The organism is Rhodocyclus gracilis, assembly GCF_009617575.1.
Lineage (GTDB): Bacteria > Pseudomonadota > Gammaproteobacteria > Burkholderiales > Rhodocyclaceae > Rhodocyclus > Rhodocyclus gracilis.
The window spans coordinates 509,235-526,541 of the sequence record NZ_WIXJ01000001.1 but is presented as its reverse complement, the minus strand read 5'-3'; the positions used below and the strand labels follow the sequence as shown (position 1 = coordinate 526,541).

The window sequence follows — 17,307 nt, the reverse complement described above, 5'->3', positions numbered from 1 at the left end:
CCGTAAAGGAATCCCATGTCGGGTAGTCAAGACACTCTCGTCATTCCCTTGTGGATCGACGGCCACGCATACCTCACGATGACGACGCAGTTTTGCGACGTTTGCCACGCGGTCACGGGCGAGGTGCTGCGCCGCACTCCCCTCACCGGCGCCGATGAAGCGCAGGTGGCGGTCAGCGCCGCACAGCGGGCGCAGGCAGGTTGGCGTGCGCTCGGCGCAGCCGGACGTGCGCGCGTTTTCGCCGCTGCCGCCGATGGCCTGACGACCTATGCCGACCATTTCGCCGGGCTGATCAGCGAGGAAAACGGCTTCTCGCCGGAAGCGGCGAGTGCCGAAGTGGCCGCCAGCGTGGCGGCACTGGCCGCGGCGGCTGACGCTTCTGCCGAATTCGCGGCGGGCGCCGGCGTGCTGGCCCTCGTGGCCGACCGTCATTCGCCTTTGGCAGCGCCCTTGCAGCGCGCACTGGCGGCCTTGCGGACCGGCGCGACGGTGGTGATCAAGCCGAGTCCGCGGGCGCCATCGGCGCTTTACGCGCTGGCAGAAGTGCTGGGCGAGGCTGGCCTCGCGGGCGGCGTCCTGAACCTCGTGCACGGCGACGACGCGGCCGTCGTCGGTCTCGCCACGGCAGAGGGCGTCCAAGCGCTGGTCGCGGTCGGGCAGGGCGATTTCGCGACGCGCGTCGGTGCGCTTCTGGCGCCGCACGGCAAGACATTGGCGGCCTGAGCCATGAGCGAGGCACGAGATGAGATTCTGGCGCGTGTGCGCGGTGCGCTGGCGCGCGATCCGGCGACGCTGACCGCCCGCCGGCAGGCGGTGGCGCAGATGATCGCAACGCCGCAGGCCGGTCCGCGACCGCAACCGCGCGGCGATCTGGCCGCGCGCTTTGCCGAGCGTTCGCTATCGATGTCGTCGACCGTCGACCGGCTCGCGACGCGTGCTGACGTGCCGGCGGCCGTTGCCCGTTACCTCGCGGCCAACAGTTTGCCTGGCACAGGCGTCTGCTGGCCGGAGCTTGCCGATCTCGACTGGCAGTCGGCTGGCCTCGTGCTGGCGGGGCGTCCTGCTGGTGGCGACGATTTGCTGGGCATTACCGGCACTTTCTGCGCCATCGCCGAGACGGGTACGCTGATGCTGCTGTCCGGCCCGCAGACGGCGGCGACGACCAGCCTGCTGCCCGAGACGCACATTGCCGTCGTGCCGGCTTCGCGCATTGTCTCCGACATGGAAGCGGCGTTTGCCCTCCTGCGCAGCGAACGTGGCAGCCTGCCGCGCGCCGTCAATTTTGTTTCCGGCCCGTCGCGTACCGGCGACATCGAGCAGACCATCGTTCTCGGCGCACACGGCCCGTACCGCGTGCATCTCCTGATTCTCGACAACGAGTAATCGTCGGGCGGTTGGCGGGGGAGTTGTCTTCGACGCCCCGTCGGCTCGGCATCCGGTCAGCGTCCAGCCGTCACCCGCTCAGCACCGGAACAACTCCGGAGCAATTTCGGATGAGCGCCCCGCCGGCTCGCAGACCGGAGTTCTCGCGGCGCTTCTCACTCCCGCCCTCGCTAATCGACCAGCAGGTCGAGCTTTCTGGCGAGCCAGGCGGTCGTCGGTGCCTGGATGAGGATGGTCATGAGCACGGCGATGAAAGTCACCGAGGCGATCATTTCGGCGCCCGGCGCTTTCATGCCGAGTAGCAATCCGGCCAGCGCCGCCGGGATGACGCCGGTTTCGCGCGTCCACGACATGAAGAGCAGTTCCTTGACGCTCCAGCGCGCACGCCGGTCGACACCGGCGCAGACGAAGACGGTGAGCGGGCGCGCGACGAGCATGAAGACAGCGACAACGATCCCGCCGCCGACCAGATAGCGGTTCATCAGCGCGAAATCGACCTGCGTGCCGAGCAGGATGAAGATGAACATGCGCATGATCAGCGCCGTGGTGAGGACGTATTCCTCCAGCCGCTTTTCTTCGTCGTGCTCCATTGCGAAGCCGAACATGTCCTTGTTCCCCAGGATGATGCCGAAGACGAAGACCGCCATGAAACCGCTGGCATGCAACTGGTCGGCGCTCATGTAGGCGCCGACGACGGCCATCAAGGTGACGAGGGGCGCGTATTCGACGAGGAAGTCGTATTTCTCGTGCGCGATGACGAACGCCGCCGCGTAGCCGGCAACACCGCCGACGAGGATGCCCAGCCCAGCCTGTGTGAGCAGATCGCCAGCTGCCGCGGCAAGCGAGAATTCCCCGGCGCCCATGGCGATGCCGAGTACGGTGAAGGTGACGATGGCGCCCATGGCGTCGTTGAACGCCGACTCGCTCATCACGGTTTGCGCGACGCGGTCCTTGATCGTCAGCTGCTTGAAGATCGGCACCAGCGTCGCCGGGTCGGTCGACGCGATGGTGGCGCCGAGCAGCGCGGCGACGATCATCGGCACGCCGAGGACGTAATAGGCGGTGACGCCGGTGACAGCGGCCGTGATCAGCACGCCGAGGGTGGAAATGATCAGGATGGTGATCCACACCTCTTTCAGTACTTTCAGCTTGAGCGAGGCGCCGCCGTCGAAGAGGATGTAGCAGGAGCCGAAGATCAGGATCAGCTGGTTGATCGCCGAATCGGCCTTGACGTCGACCAGGCCGGCCAGCTCCGGGCCAATGAGGATGCCGACGATGAGGAAGATCGCCACGTCGGGCACCTTGATCTTTTTCGCCAGCAGCCCGGAGAGCATGCCGATGGCGAGAACGGTGCCGAATATCTGCAGAACGTGTTTGGCAGCTTCGATGGCGTGCGACGACTCCACGGGGATCTCCTGTTCGAGGGCTGGGCGAGGGCAGGCAAGGCACCGGCAAGCACCGCAGCGGGTGGCGGCGCTCCCGGCTGGCCCTGCGGCGATGAGCGATCGGACACGTGCCGGACCTTGTTGTCCGGCGGTCGTGCAGCGGCGGGTGGGCGGCGATTATAGCCTGCGAATGGGCGATAACCTGCCGGTGGCCGGCCCGTTAATGGCGGGGGCATGGCTGGCAAATCGCCGGTGAGCTGCCTCTGAATTGGCCTCCGGCGTTGCTCCGGCGCGCCTGCGCCGGTGATCTCTGGATAGCAATCGTTCGCATATCGCGGCGGCGCCGAATGGGGGGCGTGTGCTACGATCCCTCCCTTTCCTCCCGCCAGTTGGCCGCAGAACATGCCCGCCGCGCTGCAATCACTGCTGGTTCTTCTGGCCTCCGCCGTCGCTGCGCTGGCGCTGGCGCGCGTGTTGCGTCTGCCCTCGATGCTCGCTTACCTGTCGGTCGGCATCGCCTTGGGGCCGCACGGAGCCGCGTATTTCGCCGAAAACGAGCAGGTCTCCAGCGTCGCCGAGTTCGGCATCGTCTTCCTGATGTTCTCGATCGGGCTGGAATTCAGCCTGTCGCGGCTCAAGGCCATGCGCCACATGGTCTTTGGCCTCGGCGCCGCGCAGTTGCTGGTGACGCTGGCCGGCACCATGGCGGTGACGATCTTCTTTTACGGTCAGGAATGGCGCGTCGGTTTCGCCATCGGCGCGGCGTGCGCCATGTCGTCGACCGCCATCGTCGCCAAGCTGCTGTCCGAGCGCCTTGAACTGCATTCGCGGCCGGGGCAGCAGACCATGGCGGTCTTGCTGTTTCAGGATCTGGCGGTGGCACCTTTGCTGATCGTCCTCGCCGCCCTGGGCAAGGGGCCGGAGGCGCTGGCCGAAACGCTGACGCTGGCAATGGCGCAGACGGTGCTGGTACTGGCGGTCATCGTGCTGGTCGGGCAGCGGCTGATCCGGCGCTGGTTCGATCTCGTCGCCGGCCACAAGTCGCCCGAGTTGTTCATGCTGAACGTGCTGCTGGTCGTCGTCGGTCTCTCGCTGGCGACGTCTGCCGCCGGCCTGTCGCTGGCGCTTGGCGCCTTTCTGGGTGGCATGCTGATCGCCGAGACGCCGTACCGGCATCAGGTCGAGGCGGATATCCGGCCTTTCCGCGATGTGCTGCTCGGTCTCTTTTTCGTGACGGTCGGCATGATGCTCGATCTGGGCTTCGTGCTGGCGCATCTGCCGCAGGTATTGATGGCGCTGGCGCTCTTCATCGGCGCCAAGGGTGGATTGATGCTGCTGCTGACCCTGCTGTTGCGCAATCCGCTCGATGTCGGTCTGCGTACTGCCGCCCAGCTGGCGCAGGCGGGGGAATTCGGGCTGGTGCTTCTGCAACTGGCTTCCGATAGCCGTCTGCTGCCGGCCGACGCCTTTCAGGTCACCATTGCGGCGATGCTGCTGTCGATGTTTCTGGCGCCGTTTCTCATCGCGCGGGCAGCGCACGTCGGCAAGCGCCTGTCGGGCAGCGAATTCGCGCATCGCGCCGAGGCCATTCACGATATCGCCGTGCATGCGATGGATATTCGCGAGCACGTGATTGTCTGCGGCTACGGCCGCACCGGGCAGAGCGTGGCGCGCTTTCTTTCCCGCGAGCAGATTCCGTTCATCGCGCTGGATATCGATACGCAGCGTTTCCGGCAGGCGCAGGATGAGGGCGAGAACGTCGTTTTCGGCGCCGCTGACCGGCGGGAGGTGCTGATGGCCGCCGGCATTGCGCGTGCGCGTGCGGTGGTCATCACCTACGCCGAACAGCCGGCGACCGAGGCGGTACTCGATCTGCTGCGTAGCGTTCGCCCGGAAGTGCCGGTGATTGTCCGGACACAGGACGATACGCAGATCGACCGGCTGAAATCGCTCGGCGCGACCGAAGTGGTGCCGGAGGTGGTCGAGGGCAGCCTGATGCTGGCAGCGCACACGCTGTCGCAGCTGGGGGTGCCGATCGAGCGCGCCATCCAGCAGGTGCGCGCCACCCGCGCCGAGCGTTACGCCTCGCTGCGCGCCTTCTACCGCAGCGAAAGCGACCGCCAGCGTGACCGGCAGAGTGCCGACGGCGATGCGCTGCGGCGGCAGATTCCCGAGCGCCTGAGCGTGGTCGTCGAGGCGCAGTCCTATGCGGTCGGGCGCAGCCTTGCGGATCTCGACCTTGGGCGCTTTGGCGTCAGCGTCGACGCCTTGCGGCGCGGGGGAGTGCGCGGCGATGATCCCGATCCGGCGACACGCGTCCTCGGCGCCGATGTGCTCGTTCTTGTCGGCGCGACCGAAAATCTGAGCCGCGCCGAACAGCTGTTGCATGCCGGACCGGTTTAGACGCGTCCGTTTTTCAGGAGAGTCCACATGAAAGTTGCTTTTATCGGTCTGGGCATCATGGGTCGGCCGATGGCCTTGAATCTGCTGCGGGGCGGGCACGCCGTCACGGTCTGGGCGCGGCGCGCCGAATCGATGCGGCCGCTGGCCGAAGCCGGTGCGCGCACGGCCGACAGCGCGGCGGCGGCGGCCGCCAACGCCGATCTCGTCATTTCGATGGTGGCGGATGCGCCCGATGTCGAGCAGGTGATGCTCGGCGAGAGTGGCGTCGTCGACGCGCTGGCGTTACGCGATCCGGGGGCGCCCCCCTTGGTGGCCGTCGACATGAGCACCATTGCTCCCGCCGCCGCGCGCCGTATTGGCGAGCGTCTGGCCGCGCGCGGCATTTCCTTTCTCGATGCGCCGGTTTCCGGCGGCGAGGTCGGCGCCATCGCCGGTAGCCTCTCGGTCATGGTGGGCGGCGACGCGGCGGCGTTCGCCTTTGCGCAACCGGCACTGGCCTGTGTTGGCAGTCGCGTCCTGCACATCGGCGCCTCCGGTGCCGGGCAGGTGACCAAAGCGGCGAACCAGATTCTCACCGGCGTCGGCGTTCTGGCAGTGGCGGAAGCACTGAATTTTGCCGCCTGCAACGGCGTCGATGCCGGGCGCGTGCGCGAGGCGCTGATGGGCGGATTCGCCAGTTCGCGCATTCTCGAAAACCACGGCCAGCGCATGCTCGAGCGCAACTTCGCGCCTGGTTTCAAAGCCTGGATGAACCAGAAAGACCTCAACATCGTGCTGCAAAGCGCGCATCAGCAAGGCGTCTTCACGCCGCTGACGGCGGCGACCTCACAGTTTTTCAACGCGCTCGTCGGCAACGGCCTGGGCGAGGAAGACTCGATCGCCGTCCTCAAGCTGCTGGAGGGACTTTCCGGCGTGGCCGGCAAGGACGAAGGGAGCGCCTCGTGAGCGTCACGGCAGGCATCCGCGCGGGACTGGCGCGGCGGCGGGCAGTTGGCGCGGTGGGGATGCTGGCGTTTGCGCTGGTACTCGCGGGCTGCGCCGCTCTCTCCGTGCCGAAAAAGCCGCCGGAAGTCTCGCTGGCCGGCATCGAATGGCGCGAAGGCACTCTTTTCGAGCAGCATTTCGCGATCAAGCTGCGGCTCGATAACCCCAACGCACAGCCCTTGCCGCTCAAGTCATTGGTGCTGAACGTCGAACTCGCCGGCCAGCGCTTTGCCAGCGGCCGCTCGCTTGCGCCGCTGACGATTCCTCCCGAAGACGATGCCGTGCTGGTGATCGACGTGCGCAGCGACCTGCTCAGCGTGTTGCGGGTCGTGCGCGAAGCGCAACGCGACGGACGGACGATGATCGACTACCGTTTGCTCGGCGATATCGAGCTCGACGGGCTGGGCCGCCATCCGTTCGAGCGCAGCGGTCTGGTGCCGGTTGATCGTGTCGAGAAGCAGCTGCTGCGCAACATTCCGCACGCGCCGTAGCGCTGGCAGACTTGCCCAAACCCGCCCCAGCGTGGCTTTTCGCCGGGCGGCCGGTATCGGCGTACTCCGCGCCGATAGTCCCTCAGGCCAGGAGGTGGGGCAAGGTGTCGCCGACGACGACCAGTGCGCCGGCCAGCGTCAGTGCGAGGCCGACTTGGCGGCGCAGGCGGCTACGGAGTGATCGCTGGTGTGGACGGGCCGGCGCGGAGCGCGGGGCCACGCGAGCGTTCGCGGATAAGAGCAGGGCTGACATGGTTCGCTCCTCGTCGAGGCGATGAAAACACTGCCATGCTCGCCCGGCGCCGTCGTCCAGACCAATGAAAACTCATCAACGCGCGGATAGACGTTCGCTATCGGCGCCTGGCTTCGTTTGGGCAGGCTTCAACTTGTCTCGTTCGCTCCAACTCACCTCGTTCCGCGTTCGCCCGTGGCCAAGTTGCCGCGCTTAGTCGTGGGTGATGCCGCTGGCCAGCAGATCGAGGGCGAGCGCTTCGGCGACCTGGATGCCATCTACCGCCGCCGAGAGGATGCCACCCGCGTAGCCGGCGCCTTCTCCGGCCGGGTAGAGGCCGCGCACGTTGATGCTTTGCAGGTCGTCGCCGCGCGGCAGGCGCAGCGGCGATGAGGTACGCGTTTCGATACCGGTGAGCACGGCGTCGGGTAGGGAAAATCCCTTGATCTGCCGTTCGAAGGCGGGAATGGCCTCGCGCAGCGCGCTGATCGCCCAGTCGGGCAGGGCGCTGGACAGATCGGTCGGATGTACGCCCGGCTTGTACGAGGGGACGACGCCTCCCAGCGTCGTCGACGCGCGACCGGCGAGGAAGTCGCCGACGCGCTGCGCCGGCGCGGCGTAGGTGCTGCCGCCCAAAACGAAAGCATGCGCTTCGAGCCGGCGCTGAAAGGCGATGCCCGCCAGCGGATCGTCCGGTGTGCCGCCGAAGTCTTCCGGCGAGACGTTGACGACGATGCCGGAGTTGGCGTTGCGCTCGGCGCGCGAATACTGGCTCATGCCGTTGGTGACGACGCAGCCTTCCTCCGAGGTGGCGGCGACGACGGTGCCGCCCGGACACATGCAGAAGCTGTAGACAGTGCGGCCATTGCTGGCGTGATGCACCAGCTTGTAGTCGGCGGCGCCAAGACGCGTGTCGCCGGCGTGCCGCCCGTAGCGCGCGCGGTCGATCAGCGACTGCGGGTGTTCGATACGGAAGCCGACCGAGAAAGGCTTGGCTTCCATCGCCACGCCGAGTTCATGCAAGTGCGTGAAGGTGTCGCGGGCGCTGTGGCCGAGCGCGAGGACGACGTGGCGGCTGAGGATTTCCTCGCCGCCTGCCAGACGGACGCCACGCAGGCGCCGCATGTCCGGCTGGTCACTGGCTGTGGCGGGGGGCTCGTCGAAGAGGAGGCTGTCGACGCGTTGCTGAAAGCGGATTTCGCCGCCGAGTTCGATGATCTCGCGGCGCATCGCCTCGACCATGGAGACGAGGCGGAAGGTACCGATGTGCGGCTTGGCGAGATAGAGGATTTCTTCAGGCGCGCCGGCCTTGACGAACTCGGTGAGCACCTTGCGTCCGTGGTGCTTGGGGTCGCGGATCTGGCTGTAGAGCTTGCCGTCGGAGAAGGTGCCGGCGCCGCCTTCGCCGAATTGCACGTTCGATTCGGGATTGAGCGTGCTTTGCCGCCAAAGCCCCCAGGTGTCGCGGGTGCGTTCGCGGACTTCCTTGCCGCGCTCCAGGACGATCGGCCGGAATCCCATCTGCGCGAGGATCAGTGCCGCGAAAATGCCGCAGGGGCCAAAGCCGACGATCAGCGGGCGGGTCGCCTCCGGCAGGCCGCTGGCGGGAGCCTGCCCGACAAAACGGTAGCGGGTGTCCGGTGTCAGCGAGACTGTGCGCTCGCCCGCCAGAGCGGCGAGGAGCGCGGCTTCTCCGTTGGCGTCGGCGAGCGTGACATCGACGGTATAGATGAAGCTCGGCGCGCCGGTGCGCCGCGCGTCGACGCTGCGGCGAAACACCGTGTGCGCGGCGATGTCGCCAACGGCGATGCCCAGCCGCGCGGCCGCTGCCGCCGGCAGTGCGTGCGGCGGATGGTCAATCGGCAGACGGAGTTCGGTAATGCGCAGCATGGCGGCCTCGGGCGGCAACGGTTCGGTGAGGGATCAATGTCGGAAGTGGTGCGGCGTTGGTAGCGCGGAGCGAACGCGGCGAGAGTTGGGGCGGCGTTGAAAGATTAGGCAAGCGCGGCGGCGGAGCGGAAAGTGTCGACACGCATCGATAATCGCCTGTGCAAAAACGATCCGCCGCCGTCGGCGCGCTACTGTTGCCCGTAGCCGGCGAATTTTTGCAGCACCACGGCCATTTCGTCGGCGTCGAGCAGCACCGGCTGGCCGAGCTGGCTGGCGCGCCAGTACTGCTCGCACAGCGCTTCGAGTTCGACGGCAAGCGCCACCGCGCGTTCGAGGTCGGCGCCGAAGAGCAGCATGCCGTGGTTGGCGAGCAGGCAGGCCGAGCGGTCGGCGAGCGCGACGAGCGCAGCGTCCGACAGCGCCTGCGTACCGAAGGTGGCGTAGGACGAGCAGCGCACCGTATCACCGCCGAAGCGCGCGATCATGTAGTGGAAAGGCGGGATGTCGCGGCGCAGGCAGGCGAGGCTGACGGCGAAAGGCGAATGCGTGTGCACGATGGCGCCGGCTTGCGGCCGCGCCGCGTACACATCGCGGTGGAAGCGCCATTCCGACGAAGGCTTGCGCCGCCCACGCGGGCGCGCCGCATCGGCGTCGTCGAGTGCGAGGAAAACGATGTCCTCGGGCACGAGCGTCGCGTAGTCCATGCCGGTCGGCGTGATCAGGTAGCCGTCCACGCCATCCTCGACGCAGCGCACGCTGAGGTTGCCGGCGGTGCCCTTGTTCAGCCCGGCGGCGGTGAGCGCTTGCGCGCTCTCGATCAGCTGCCGGCGCAACTCAGCCACGGCGCTCTTCCGGGTAAAGCGAGAGCAGGCCGTCGGTGCTCGCCGGTGTGCTGCCGCGCTCGGCGATGATCGCCGTCACCAGATTGGCTCGGGTGACGTCGAAGGCCGGATTGGCGACGGCTTCGCTCGCCGGCAGCTGGCGCACGGCGGCGGGCTGACCGGCGTCGTTGCGGCCATGCACGACGCGGACCTCGTCGCCTTCGCGTTCCTCGATCGGAATGTCGGCACCGCTGGCGCAGGCAAAATCGATCGTCGAGCGCGGCGCGGCGACGAAGAAGGGTACGTCGGCGGCGCTGGCGGCGAGCGCCTTGAGGTAGGTACCGACTTTATTGGCGACGTCGCCGTTGGCGGCGATGCGGTCGGCGCCGACGATCACCGCGTCGACTTCGCCGCGCGCGAGCAAGAGGCCGGCGGCGTTGTCGGCGATGACGGTATGCGGCACGCCGTGTTGCGCCAGTTCCCACGCGGTGAGCAGGCCCTGGTTGCGCGGCCGTGTTTCCGAGACCCACACATGCACCGGAATGCCGGCGTCGAAGGCGGCGTAAATCGGCGCCAGCGCCGTGCCGTGATCGACCGTCGCCAGCCAGCCGGCGTTGCAGTGCGTCATTAGTTGCAGGCGTTCGCGCCGGCCGGCGAGCGGGCGCAAGAGCGCCAGCCCATGGGCACCGATGGCGCGGCATTGCGCGACGTCTTCTTCGGCGATGGCGGCGGCTTCGGCCCAGGCGGCGTCGGCGCGCTGCTCGACCGGCAGCGCCAGCAGATGCGCTTCGATGCGCGCCAGCGCCCAGTGCAGGTTCACTGCCGTCGGCCGCGTCGCACCCAGCGTGGCGACGGCGGCGCGGAGCGTTGCCTCGTCGGCGCGTTCGCTGAGCGCCAGCGCGACGCCATAGGCGGCGGTGACGCCGATCAGCGGTGCGCCGCGCACCTGCATGCTGCGAATAGCGTGCGCCGCGTCGGCGAGCGAGGTGAGGCGCAGCCAGCGGAAGTCGTGCGGCAGTGCGGTCTGGTCGATGATATCGATGGCCCGCGCAGAGGTTTCGGAGACGGGCGCGGGGCGAATGGTGCGGGTGGGGGTGCCGTGTACGTTCATGGGCCGGCATTCTACCAGCGGTGCTCGCTGCGTCGTCACTGCGGCGGAGCGGCTCAGGGGATGTCGAGACGCTCGGCGTGGCCGGTGACGATGATGCTGCGGATGGCTGCCATGACTTCCGGCTCGCGCCCCTTGAAGCCATGTTCTGTCTGCGCGGCGCAGAGCGGGCCTTGAAAGTCGCTGCCGCCGGTGACGGTGAGCAAGGGTTTCTGGAAGCGTTCGGCGATTTTCCTGATGCCGGCGTAGCTCGTCAGCGGGCACGGGTCGTCGCGGTGGTGGATGAAAAACTGCGGGCTCGTCGGCGCGCGGTAGTCGAATCCGGCGAGTTCGCGGTACGAGTTTTTGGCCCACGGTTCGCTGATGGTCGCGGTGTGGATGGCGCCGGCCACGGCATTGCCGCCGTACAGCGCCATGAAGGACGACGAGATCGTTCCTTTGCTGGTGCCAACGAGCCAGACCTCGCAAATCTCCGGCTGCTGGCGACGCACGGCGGCGATCAGCGGTTCGACATCGCGCCAGCGCTCGCGACTGGCCTGATAGCCGCTGCTGCATTCGTCGCCGCTGGCCGAGTGGCAATCGACGATCAGTGTGGCGAGTCCGGCATCGACGAGATGGCGGCGGGCGCGGATCAGGAAATTGCCGGTCAGACGCGAGCTTTGCATGACGCCGTCGGCAACCACCGGGCGAACGACCGACGGCGAGCCGGGGAGCAGAACGGCGAGCCGTGTTGGCGCCTGGCTACCCGCGCGTAAGGAGAGGACGCCTTGCTGCTGGCGACCATCGCCGAGATCGACGCTGATCAACTCTTCGTGTAGCCCTTCGGCATGCGACGGGACGGTCTGCGCGTGCGCCAGTGAGCTGCCAAGCGCCAGACTCAGACAGAACAGGACATGGGCGAACAGATGCTTGGCGAACAGGTGCCGGGAGAGCGGGCGGTGGGCGAGCGGGGCGAGGTGCATGCTGTCTCCGAGGGGACGTGGAAAACAGGGGGGGCGGGTAAAGGTGGGGGGCGCCGTAAGTCGAAGGGATGCGGAGAGAAAATCCGCCGCCGCCGAGGGGATGGCACCGCTGTTGACGCTGACTCTGTCGGCACGCGTTTGGTGCCCTGTGTGATGTTTTCGTTAATCAGGAACGTGCGAGCTATGGCGCCTGTCTTTACTCTACGCATGGCGTGGTTCCGCGATATTCTAGAAAAGATGTGCCGATGGCTGCACACGGCGCGACCGCGTCTGGTGTCGGGTCTCTGGCGTGTATTCCGGATCGGCATGAGATGGGCGTCACCTTTTCGAGGAAACGGGTATGAAAGATTTGGCGATTCGCACCAAGCTATTGATTCTGGTGTTTGTTTCGGTGCTGGCTCTGCTGCTGGTCGGTGTCTTTTCGGTATGGCAGGCGAGTCGGCTGAATGCCGAAATCGAGGCGACGATCAACACGCACCAGAAGCTTCTCGCGGCGGTCGACGGCGCGCGGGCGGCGCAGGTTAATTTCAAGATTCAGGTGCAGGAATGGAAAAACATTCTCCTGCGCGGCAAGGACCCGGCGAATTACGATAAATACCTCGCCGGTTTCGACAAGGAAGAAAAAGCGGTCGCCGAGCGTTTGAATACGCTGAAGAATCTGGTCGACGAACTGGGGATTGCCGATCAGGTAAAGGTTTCCGAGACGATTGCCGAATTTCGCAAGCTCGGGCCGATGTATCGTGAGGCGCTGAAATCCTACGACCGCAACACCAGCGATCCGGCGGCCGTGGTCGACAAGCAGGTCAAGGGGATCGACCGCAAGCCGACGGAGATGATTGACGGTCTCGTCAGCGATATTCAGCGTGTCGCGACGGCCAGCGAGGGGCGCGAGGAAGAAGAGGCGCAGGCTTTGTACGACGGCGTGCGTCGCTGGCTGGCGATCTTCGTTTCGGCGGCGGTGCTGCTGCTGATCGTTCTGGCTGCTGTCGTCATCCGCTCGATCACCGGTCCGATCAAGCATCTCGAAGACGTGATGGAGTTGATCGCCGCCAGCAGCGATCTGACGCATCGCGCCAAGGCCGATCAGCGCGACGAGGTCGGCAAGATGGCGCAGGCGTTCAACGCCATGATCGGCAAGATGCAGACGCTGGTCGCGCAGGTGGCGACGTCGGTGCAGTCGGTGAATCGTGCGGCGACCGACATGGCGACGACGGCCGAGTTGTTGCACTCGACGGCCGATGAGCAGGCGCGTCTGGTATCGAGCAATGCCGCCTCGGTCGAAGAACTGACGGTGGCGATTGCGACGGTCGCCGACACGGCGGAGGACGTACGCCAGCAATCCGGCGAGAGCGTCGACAACACCAACGAAGGCAATCGCAAGGTGACGGAGCTGGTCGCCGAAATTCGCCGCATCGAGACGACGGTGTCAGCGATTGCCGCGGCTGTCGATGAATTCGTGCGCAGCACGAGCGCCATTACCGGCATGACGCAGGAAGTGCGCGAGATTGCCGATCAGACCAACCTGCTGGCTCTCAATGCGGCCATTGAAGCGGCGCGCGCCGGCGAGCAGGGCCGCGGATTCGCCGTGGTCGCCGACGAGGTACGCAAGCTCGCCGAGAAGTCGGGCCATTCAGCGGCCGGCATCGACGAGGTGGCGCAGTCGATCATCCAGAAGACCGATCAGGTACACGCCGCCGTCGAGGCCGGGTTGAAATCCATTGAGGTCAGCGCCGGCCTCGCCAGCGAGGTCGAAACCACCCTCAATCAGGCGCGGCAGTCCGTGGAATCGGCAAGCAAGGGGGTCGAGGACATTGCCTGGTCGGTGAAGGAACAAAAGACGGCGAGCACCGATATCGCGGTTAACATGGAGCGCATTTCCACCTCGGCCGAAGAAACGACCGGCGCTTCCCGCCACATGAGCGAGTCCGCCGGGCAGTTGCGCGACGCGGCGACCGATCTGAGCCAATCCATTGCCGGGTTCCGCGTCGAGCCGGCAACCCACTGAGTCTGCACGAAAGCGTCTTGCCCCATGAATGCCCCTGTATCCGAAGCGCCGGTCATTGCCTCGCGCCCGCACCTGTCCGCCATCGGGACGACCATCTTTACCGTCATGTCCGCTCTGGCGAACGAGTGCGGTGCCATCAATCTGTCGCAGGGTTTTCCTGACTTTCAGGCTGAACCGGCCCTTTTCGACGCCGCGCATCGCGCCATGCTCGCCGGGCGTAACCAGTATCCGCCGATGATCGGCACCGCCGAGTTGCGCCGCGCCATCGCCGACAAGGTGGCGGCGTTGTACGCCACGACAGTCGACGCCGACAGCGAAATCACCGTCACGGCGGGGGCGACGCAGGCGATCTTTACCGCCATCGCGGCCTTCGTCGGGCCCGGCGACGAGGTCATCGTCTTCGAGCCGGTCTACGACAGCTACGCGCCCGCCATCGAGACGGTCGGCGGGCGGGTCGTTCATGCGCAGCTCGCCGTGCCGGACTTTCGCCCGGACTGGCCGCAGGTGGCGGCGCTGATCACGCCCCGCACGCGCATGATCATCATCAACTCGCCGCACAATCCGACCGGCGCATTGCTCGGTGCCGACGATCTCGATGCGCTCGCCGCGCTCGTACACGGCACCGGCATCGTCGTCCTCTCCGATGAGGTGTACGAGCACATGGTCTATGACGGTGCGCGCCATCTCAGCGTGGTGGCGCATCCGGCGCTGGCGGCGCGCAGCATCGTCGTCTCGTCTTTTGGCAAGACCTACCACATCACCGGCTGGAAGATCGGCTATGTCATGGCGCCGGCAGCCCTGACGCGGGATTTTCGCAAGATGCACCAGTTCAACGTTTTTACCGTCAATACGCCGTGCCAGCTGGCGATTGCCGATTACATGCGGGAGGCGCGGCGGCATCTCGAACTGGCCGCGTTCTACACCGAAAAGCGTGACTTTTTCCGCGCCCAACTGGCCGATTCGCGCTTCGAACTGCTGCCCTGCCGCGGCAGCTACTTCCAGCTGGCGCGCTACGACGCCATCTCCGATCTGCCCGACGACGAGTTTGCGTTGTGGCTGACGCGTGAGGCGGGGGTGGCGGCGATTCCCCTCTCGGCGTTTTACGGCGGCGAACGCGTCGAGGCGGCACGCGCCGCGCGCCTTGTCCGCTTCTGCTTCGCCAAGCAGGAAACGACCCTCGCCGCCGCCGGCGAACGCTTGCGCCGTCTCTAGGCGGGCAGCTGTTCGCCGGCCGGCCGCTGCCTTCAGTGGCCGCCGAACAGCCGCACGGCGACCACCGCCAGCAGCGCCGCCGCGATCAGCAGGAAGGCGTAAAAGCCCCACGGGCTTTTCTTTTCGGCATACGGATCGCTGAGCGAACGCTCGGCGCCGGCCGGCAGCTTGGCGACGTGCGTGAGCGAAGTGCCGAAGGGGATGTTGATGCGCGCGCGGGCATTCACCGCCCAGCCGTTGGCGTCGAGTAGCGGCGCCAGATTGCGGTTGCGCAGACGGAAGGCCGCGAGCGCCACTGCTGGCCCCGAAACGATCAGCAAGAGGCCGGCCAAGGCAATTGGCATCTGCCACCAGGGCAGCCCGAGAAAACCGGTGACGAGCGACGCCAGCGCCGCGCCAATCGCACCGATGGCCAGACCAATGGCGGCGAAGATGCCGGCGAAGCGCCCGGCGTCGAAGGCAGCGGGCTTGGCCGGCGGTGGTACCGCGCTGGCCGCGGCGGGCGTTGTCGGCGGCAGACCGGCGGGAACGAGGTTGCCCGGCAGGCCGAGGACGTGCGCCGCAGCGCTATCGTCGACCGCCTTGGCACGCGCGGCGGCGACCTTCTGCAATTGTTCGCCGATGAGGCGCGCGAGCTTTTTGTAGGGCGACCAGAAAGCCTGGCGCAGGCTGATCGGGTTATCGACGATGCGCGTGATCGTCGCATCCCAGTCGCGGCCCTGCCGGTCGTAGAAGACGCCGTTGCGGCCGACCGTCAGCTGATCGGAGTCGCCCGCCGTGAAGGCGGCGGCAATCGAGCGCTTTTCGTTGCCGCGCACGCAGTCGCAGTAGGCGAGGAATATCCCCGATTGCGCCGCCAGTGCCGCGTGTCGCGCCGGGTCGAGCGCAGGGATGCACAGGTTGCAGCTGCGTCCGTCCAGATACAGCGTACCGCTCTGAAAGATCGCCGGCTCGCGGCCGGTGTAAAAACCTCGGAAAGCAACGAAGTTGTCCGCCAGGTGGGCGAGATCGCGCACGTACAGGACGAGCCGCTGCACGTCAGCCAGCGCGGCGGCCTCGTCGGCGCGGGCCGCGTCGGCGGCAATCAGTGCGCTGAGCGCCGCTTCGTCGTCGCTCGCCAGCAGATCGGCGAGTTCCGGCGCGGTGAACCGTGCGGCGATGGCATCGCTCAGCGGTGTCGCCGGTTTGCTGGCTTGCCAGTCGAGATAGGCGGCAAAGCGTCCGCAGACGTGGCACCAGTCCTCCTCGGTGAGCGTCGTCGTGGCGGTTGTGCTCGCGGACTCCGCGAGCGGCGTCAGCACGCGCTCGACAAAGTCCTGCAGGGCGCCGGCCCAGGCGGGATTAACGCCGTGTGTCAGCGGCAAGGGGCGGTCGGCCTCGACGCGCGCCAGCGGCAATGCGGCGGCATCGGCGTCGGCATTGGCGAGGAGGCGCGCGCCCAAGGCGAGGAAGTCGGCGTCGGAACCATTGAGTGCCGTCGTCGCCCGCGCATCGAAGGCCGCCAGACGGCAGCGCGTGAAATAGTCGTCGATCTTGGCGCGCACGGCGGCTAAGGCGCTCGCGGCTGCGGCGTTGCTGCTGCCGGTTTTATCCAAACTATCGGCGCCGAGCGGCAAGAGCCCCGGCGTGCGGCTGGGGGCGTTTTGCCAATCGGCCAGGGCGCGTGCGGCGGCAAAGAAATCGTCGACGTGCGCCTGCGTGATGCCGGGCTGTCCGCTGCGATCCGGCGCGCTGCCGGTGAGGGTGAGGATGTCGTCGATCCGTTGTGCCACGCGCGGGGTGCTGGCGGCGGCGCCGGTGATGACGCCGTCGCCGTTGAAGGGATCGCTGGCAAAAAGGGCGTCGGCAGCGGCGGCGTCGTCCGCCGTGATCGACGCGTCCGGGGCGTTGGCATCGCGTCCGAGGCGGATCAGCAGGGCGCGGGCGGCGGCCAGCAGATGCCCGCCCGCAGGCGCGTCGGCCGACGCGGCGCCTTCGTCACGCGCCAATGCGGCCAGTGGCAGAGGGTGCGTGCCACGGGCGAGGAGTTCGGCGTCGTGGAGGTGCCGGGCCGTCCACTGCAAGGCGGCGATGAGGTCGGGCGCGCGGATGCGACCGTCGCGGTCGGCGTCGAGCAGGGCGAGCGTTGTCGGGTCGAATTCAAGGCCGGCGGTCGGGCAGGCGAGGGCCACCCAGAGTTTCTGGTCGAGCGCGTCGAGCGCCAGCAGGTCGGCGGCGCTGTCGAGCCGCACCTGATCGAAGCCGCCGATGCGGAAAAAGCGCCAGGGGTGCGGCGCGCGGTTGGCCTGGCTGGGCTGTGCGGAGTGTTCCGGGATCGCGGGGGCGGACATACGGGCCTTTCTCAAAAGGGCGCGCGCGGCGTGGCGAAAGGGGTGAGCGGACGAAGGTCGGGCGACGAGTTGGCGAGTGGACGAAGAAACTGTGACGAATG

13 protein-coding genes are annotated in these 17,307 nt (G+C 67.1%); 7 read left to right on the top strand and 6 right to left on the bottom strand.

Translation table 11 applies throughout. From position 1 onward, the window contains the following. The first annotated feature begins 15 nt into the window (after positions 1-15). Positions 16-723: an aldehyde dehydrogenase family protein gene (locus GHK24_RS02345; protein WP_153468328.1), complete on the top strand. Its 708-nt coding sequence runs from the start codon at positions 16-18 to the stop codon at positions 721-723. A 3-nt stretch (positions 724-726) separates the two neighbouring features. Beyond that, positions 727-1,383 (top strand): LutC/YkgG family protein, encoded by a 657-nt coding sequence (locus GHK24_RS02340; RefSeq protein WP_153468325.1) that lies wholly within the window; start codon positions 727-729, stop codon positions 1,381-1,383. Between the two features lie 170 nt (positions 1,384-1,553). Here the strand turns inward: GHK24_RS02340 and GHK24_RS02335 are convergent, their stop codons facing one another. Then, on the bottom strand, positions 1,554-2,789 hold the full coding sequence (locus GHK24_RS02335) for a cation:proton antiporter (protein WP_340666076.1): 1,236 nt from the start codon (positions 2,787-2,789) through the stop codon (positions 1,554-1,556). 381 nt (positions 2,790-3,170) lie between these two features. Here GHK24_RS02335 and GHK24_RS02330 point away from each other — a divergent pair, with 381 nt between their 5' ends. From GHK24_RS02330 to GHK24_RS02320, 3 genes are read left to right on the top strand one after another with little or no spacing between them, the layout of a single operon-like run. Beyond that, positions 3,171-5,171 (top strand): monovalent cation:proton antiporter family protein, encoded by a 2,001-nt coding sequence (locus tag GHK24_RS02330; RefSeq protein ID WP_153468322.1) that lies wholly within the window; start codon positions 3,171-3,173, stop codon positions 5,169-5,171. A gap of 27 nt (positions 5,172-5,198) precedes the next feature. Further along, positions 5,199-6,116: an NAD(P)-dependent oxidoreductase gene (locus GHK24_RS02325; protein ID WP_153468319.1), complete on the top strand. Its 918-nt coding sequence runs from the start codon at positions 5,199-5,201 to the stop codon at positions 6,114-6,116. After that, positions 6,113-6,646, top strand: a complete 534-nt coding sequence (locus GHK24_RS02320) for an LEA type 2 family protein (RefSeq protein ID WP_153468316.1) — start codon at positions 6,113-6,115, stop codon at positions 6,644-6,646. The genes GHK24_RS02325 and GHK24_RS02320 overlap by 4 nt, the downstream gene beginning before the upstream one ends. A gap of 445 nt (positions 6,647-7,091) precedes the next feature. Here GHK24_RS02320 and GHK24_RS02315 read toward each other — a convergent pair whose 3' ends face one another. The 4 genes from GHK24_RS02315 to GHK24_RS02300 all read right to left on the bottom strand — a co-directional run bounded on the left by GHK24_RS02315 (position 7,092) and on the right by GHK24_RS02300 (position 11,659). Next, the gene (locus GHK24_RS02315) at positions 7,092-8,768 is read right to left on the bottom strand and encodes an NAD(P)/FAD-dependent oxidoreductase (RefSeq protein WP_153468313.1); all 1,677 of its coding nucleotides are present in this window, start codon (positions 8,766-8,768) and stop codon (positions 7,092-7,094) included. Positions 8,769-8,956: 188 nt separating this feature from the next. Then, positions 8,957-9,610 (bottom strand): class II aldolase/adducin family protein, encoded by a 654-nt coding sequence (locus GHK24_RS02310; RefSeq protein WP_340666075.1) that lies wholly within the window; start codon positions 9,608-9,610, stop codon positions 8,957-8,959. Further along, positions 9,603-10,700 carry an S-methyl-5-thioribose-1-phosphate isomerase gene (gene mtnA, locus GHK24_RS02305; RefSeq protein ID WP_153468310.1) on the bottom strand — a complete coding sequence of 366 codons (1,098 nt, stop codon included), beginning with the start codon at positions 10,698-10,700 and terminating at the stop codon, positions 9,603-9,605. The genes GHK24_RS02310 and mtnA overlap by 8 nt, the downstream gene beginning before the upstream one ends. Positions 10,701-10,753: 53 nt before the next feature. After that, entirely contained in the window at positions 10,754-11,659 is a 906-nt protein-coding gene (locus GHK24_RS02300) for an alpha/beta hydrolase (RefSeq protein WP_153468307.1), read from the bottom strand. 340 nt (positions 11,660-11,999) lie between these two features. On the opposite strand from GHK24_RS02300, the gene GHK24_RS02295 reads away from it, so the two are divergent. Together GHK24_RS02295 and GHK24_RS02290 are read left to right on the top strand one after the other, a co-directional pair. Continuing rightward, on the top strand, positions 12,000-13,664 hold the full coding sequence (locus GHK24_RS02295) for a methyl-accepting chemotaxis protein (RefSeq protein ID WP_153468304.1): 1,665 nt from the start codon (positions 12,000-12,002) through the stop codon (positions 13,662-13,664). 24 nt (positions 13,665-13,688) lie between these two features. Continuing rightward, positions 13,689-14,876: a methionine aminotransferase gene (locus GHK24_RS02290; RefSeq protein ID WP_153468301.1), complete on the top strand. Its 1,188-nt coding sequence runs from the start codon at positions 13,689-13,691 to the stop codon at positions 14,874-14,876. A gap of 32 nt (positions 14,877-14,908) precedes the next feature. On the opposite strand, the gene GHK24_RS02285 is transcribed toward GHK24_RS02290, so the two are convergent. Next, positions 14,909-17,206 (bottom strand): hypothetical protein, encoded by a 2,298-nt coding sequence (locus tag GHK24_RS02285; RefSeq protein WP_153468298.1) that lies wholly within the window; start codon positions 17,204-17,206, stop codon positions 14,909-14,911. Between the last annotated feature and the right edge of the window lie 101 nt (positions 17,207-17,307).

Coding starts and splice junctions, on each gene's coding strand:
- GHK24_RS02340 (WP_153468325.1), top strand. CDS start 727: ATGAGCGAGGCACGAGATGAGATTCTGGCGCGTGTGCGCGGTGCGCTG.
- GHK24_RS02325 (WP_153468319.1), top strand. CDS start 5,199: ATGAAAGTTGCTTTTATCGGTCTGGGCATCATGGGTCGGCCGATGGCC.
- mtnA (WP_153468310.1), bottom strand. CDS start 10,700: ATGAACGTACACGGCACCCCCACCCGCACCATTCGCCCCGCGCCCGTC.
- GHK24_RS02295 (WP_153468304.1), top strand. CDS start 12,000: ATGAAAGATTTGGCGATTCGCACCAAGCTATTGATTCTGGTGTTTGTT.
- GHK24_RS02330 (WP_153468322.1), top strand. CDS start 3,171: ATGCCCGCCGCGCTGCAATCACTGCTGGTTCTTCTGGCCTCCGCCGTC.
- GHK24_RS02300 (WP_153468307.1), bottom strand. CDS start 11,659: ATGCACCTCGCCCCGCTCGCCCACCGCCCGCTCTCCCGGCACCTGTTC.
- GHK24_RS02315 (WP_153468313.1), bottom strand. CDS start 8,768: ATGCTGCGCATTACCGAACTCCGTCTGCCGATTGACCATCCGCCGCAC.
- GHK24_RS02290 (WP_153468301.1), top strand. CDS start 13,689: ATGAATGCCCCTGTATCCGAAGCGCCGGTCATTGCCTCGCGCCCGCAC.
- GHK24_RS02285 (WP_153468298.1), bottom strand. CDS start 17,206: ATGTCCGCCCCCGCGATCCCGGAACACTCCGCACAGCCCAGCCAGGCC.
- GHK24_RS02345 (WP_153468328.1), top strand. CDS start 16: ATGTCGGGTAGTCAAGACACTCTCGTCATTCCCTTGTGGATCGACGGC.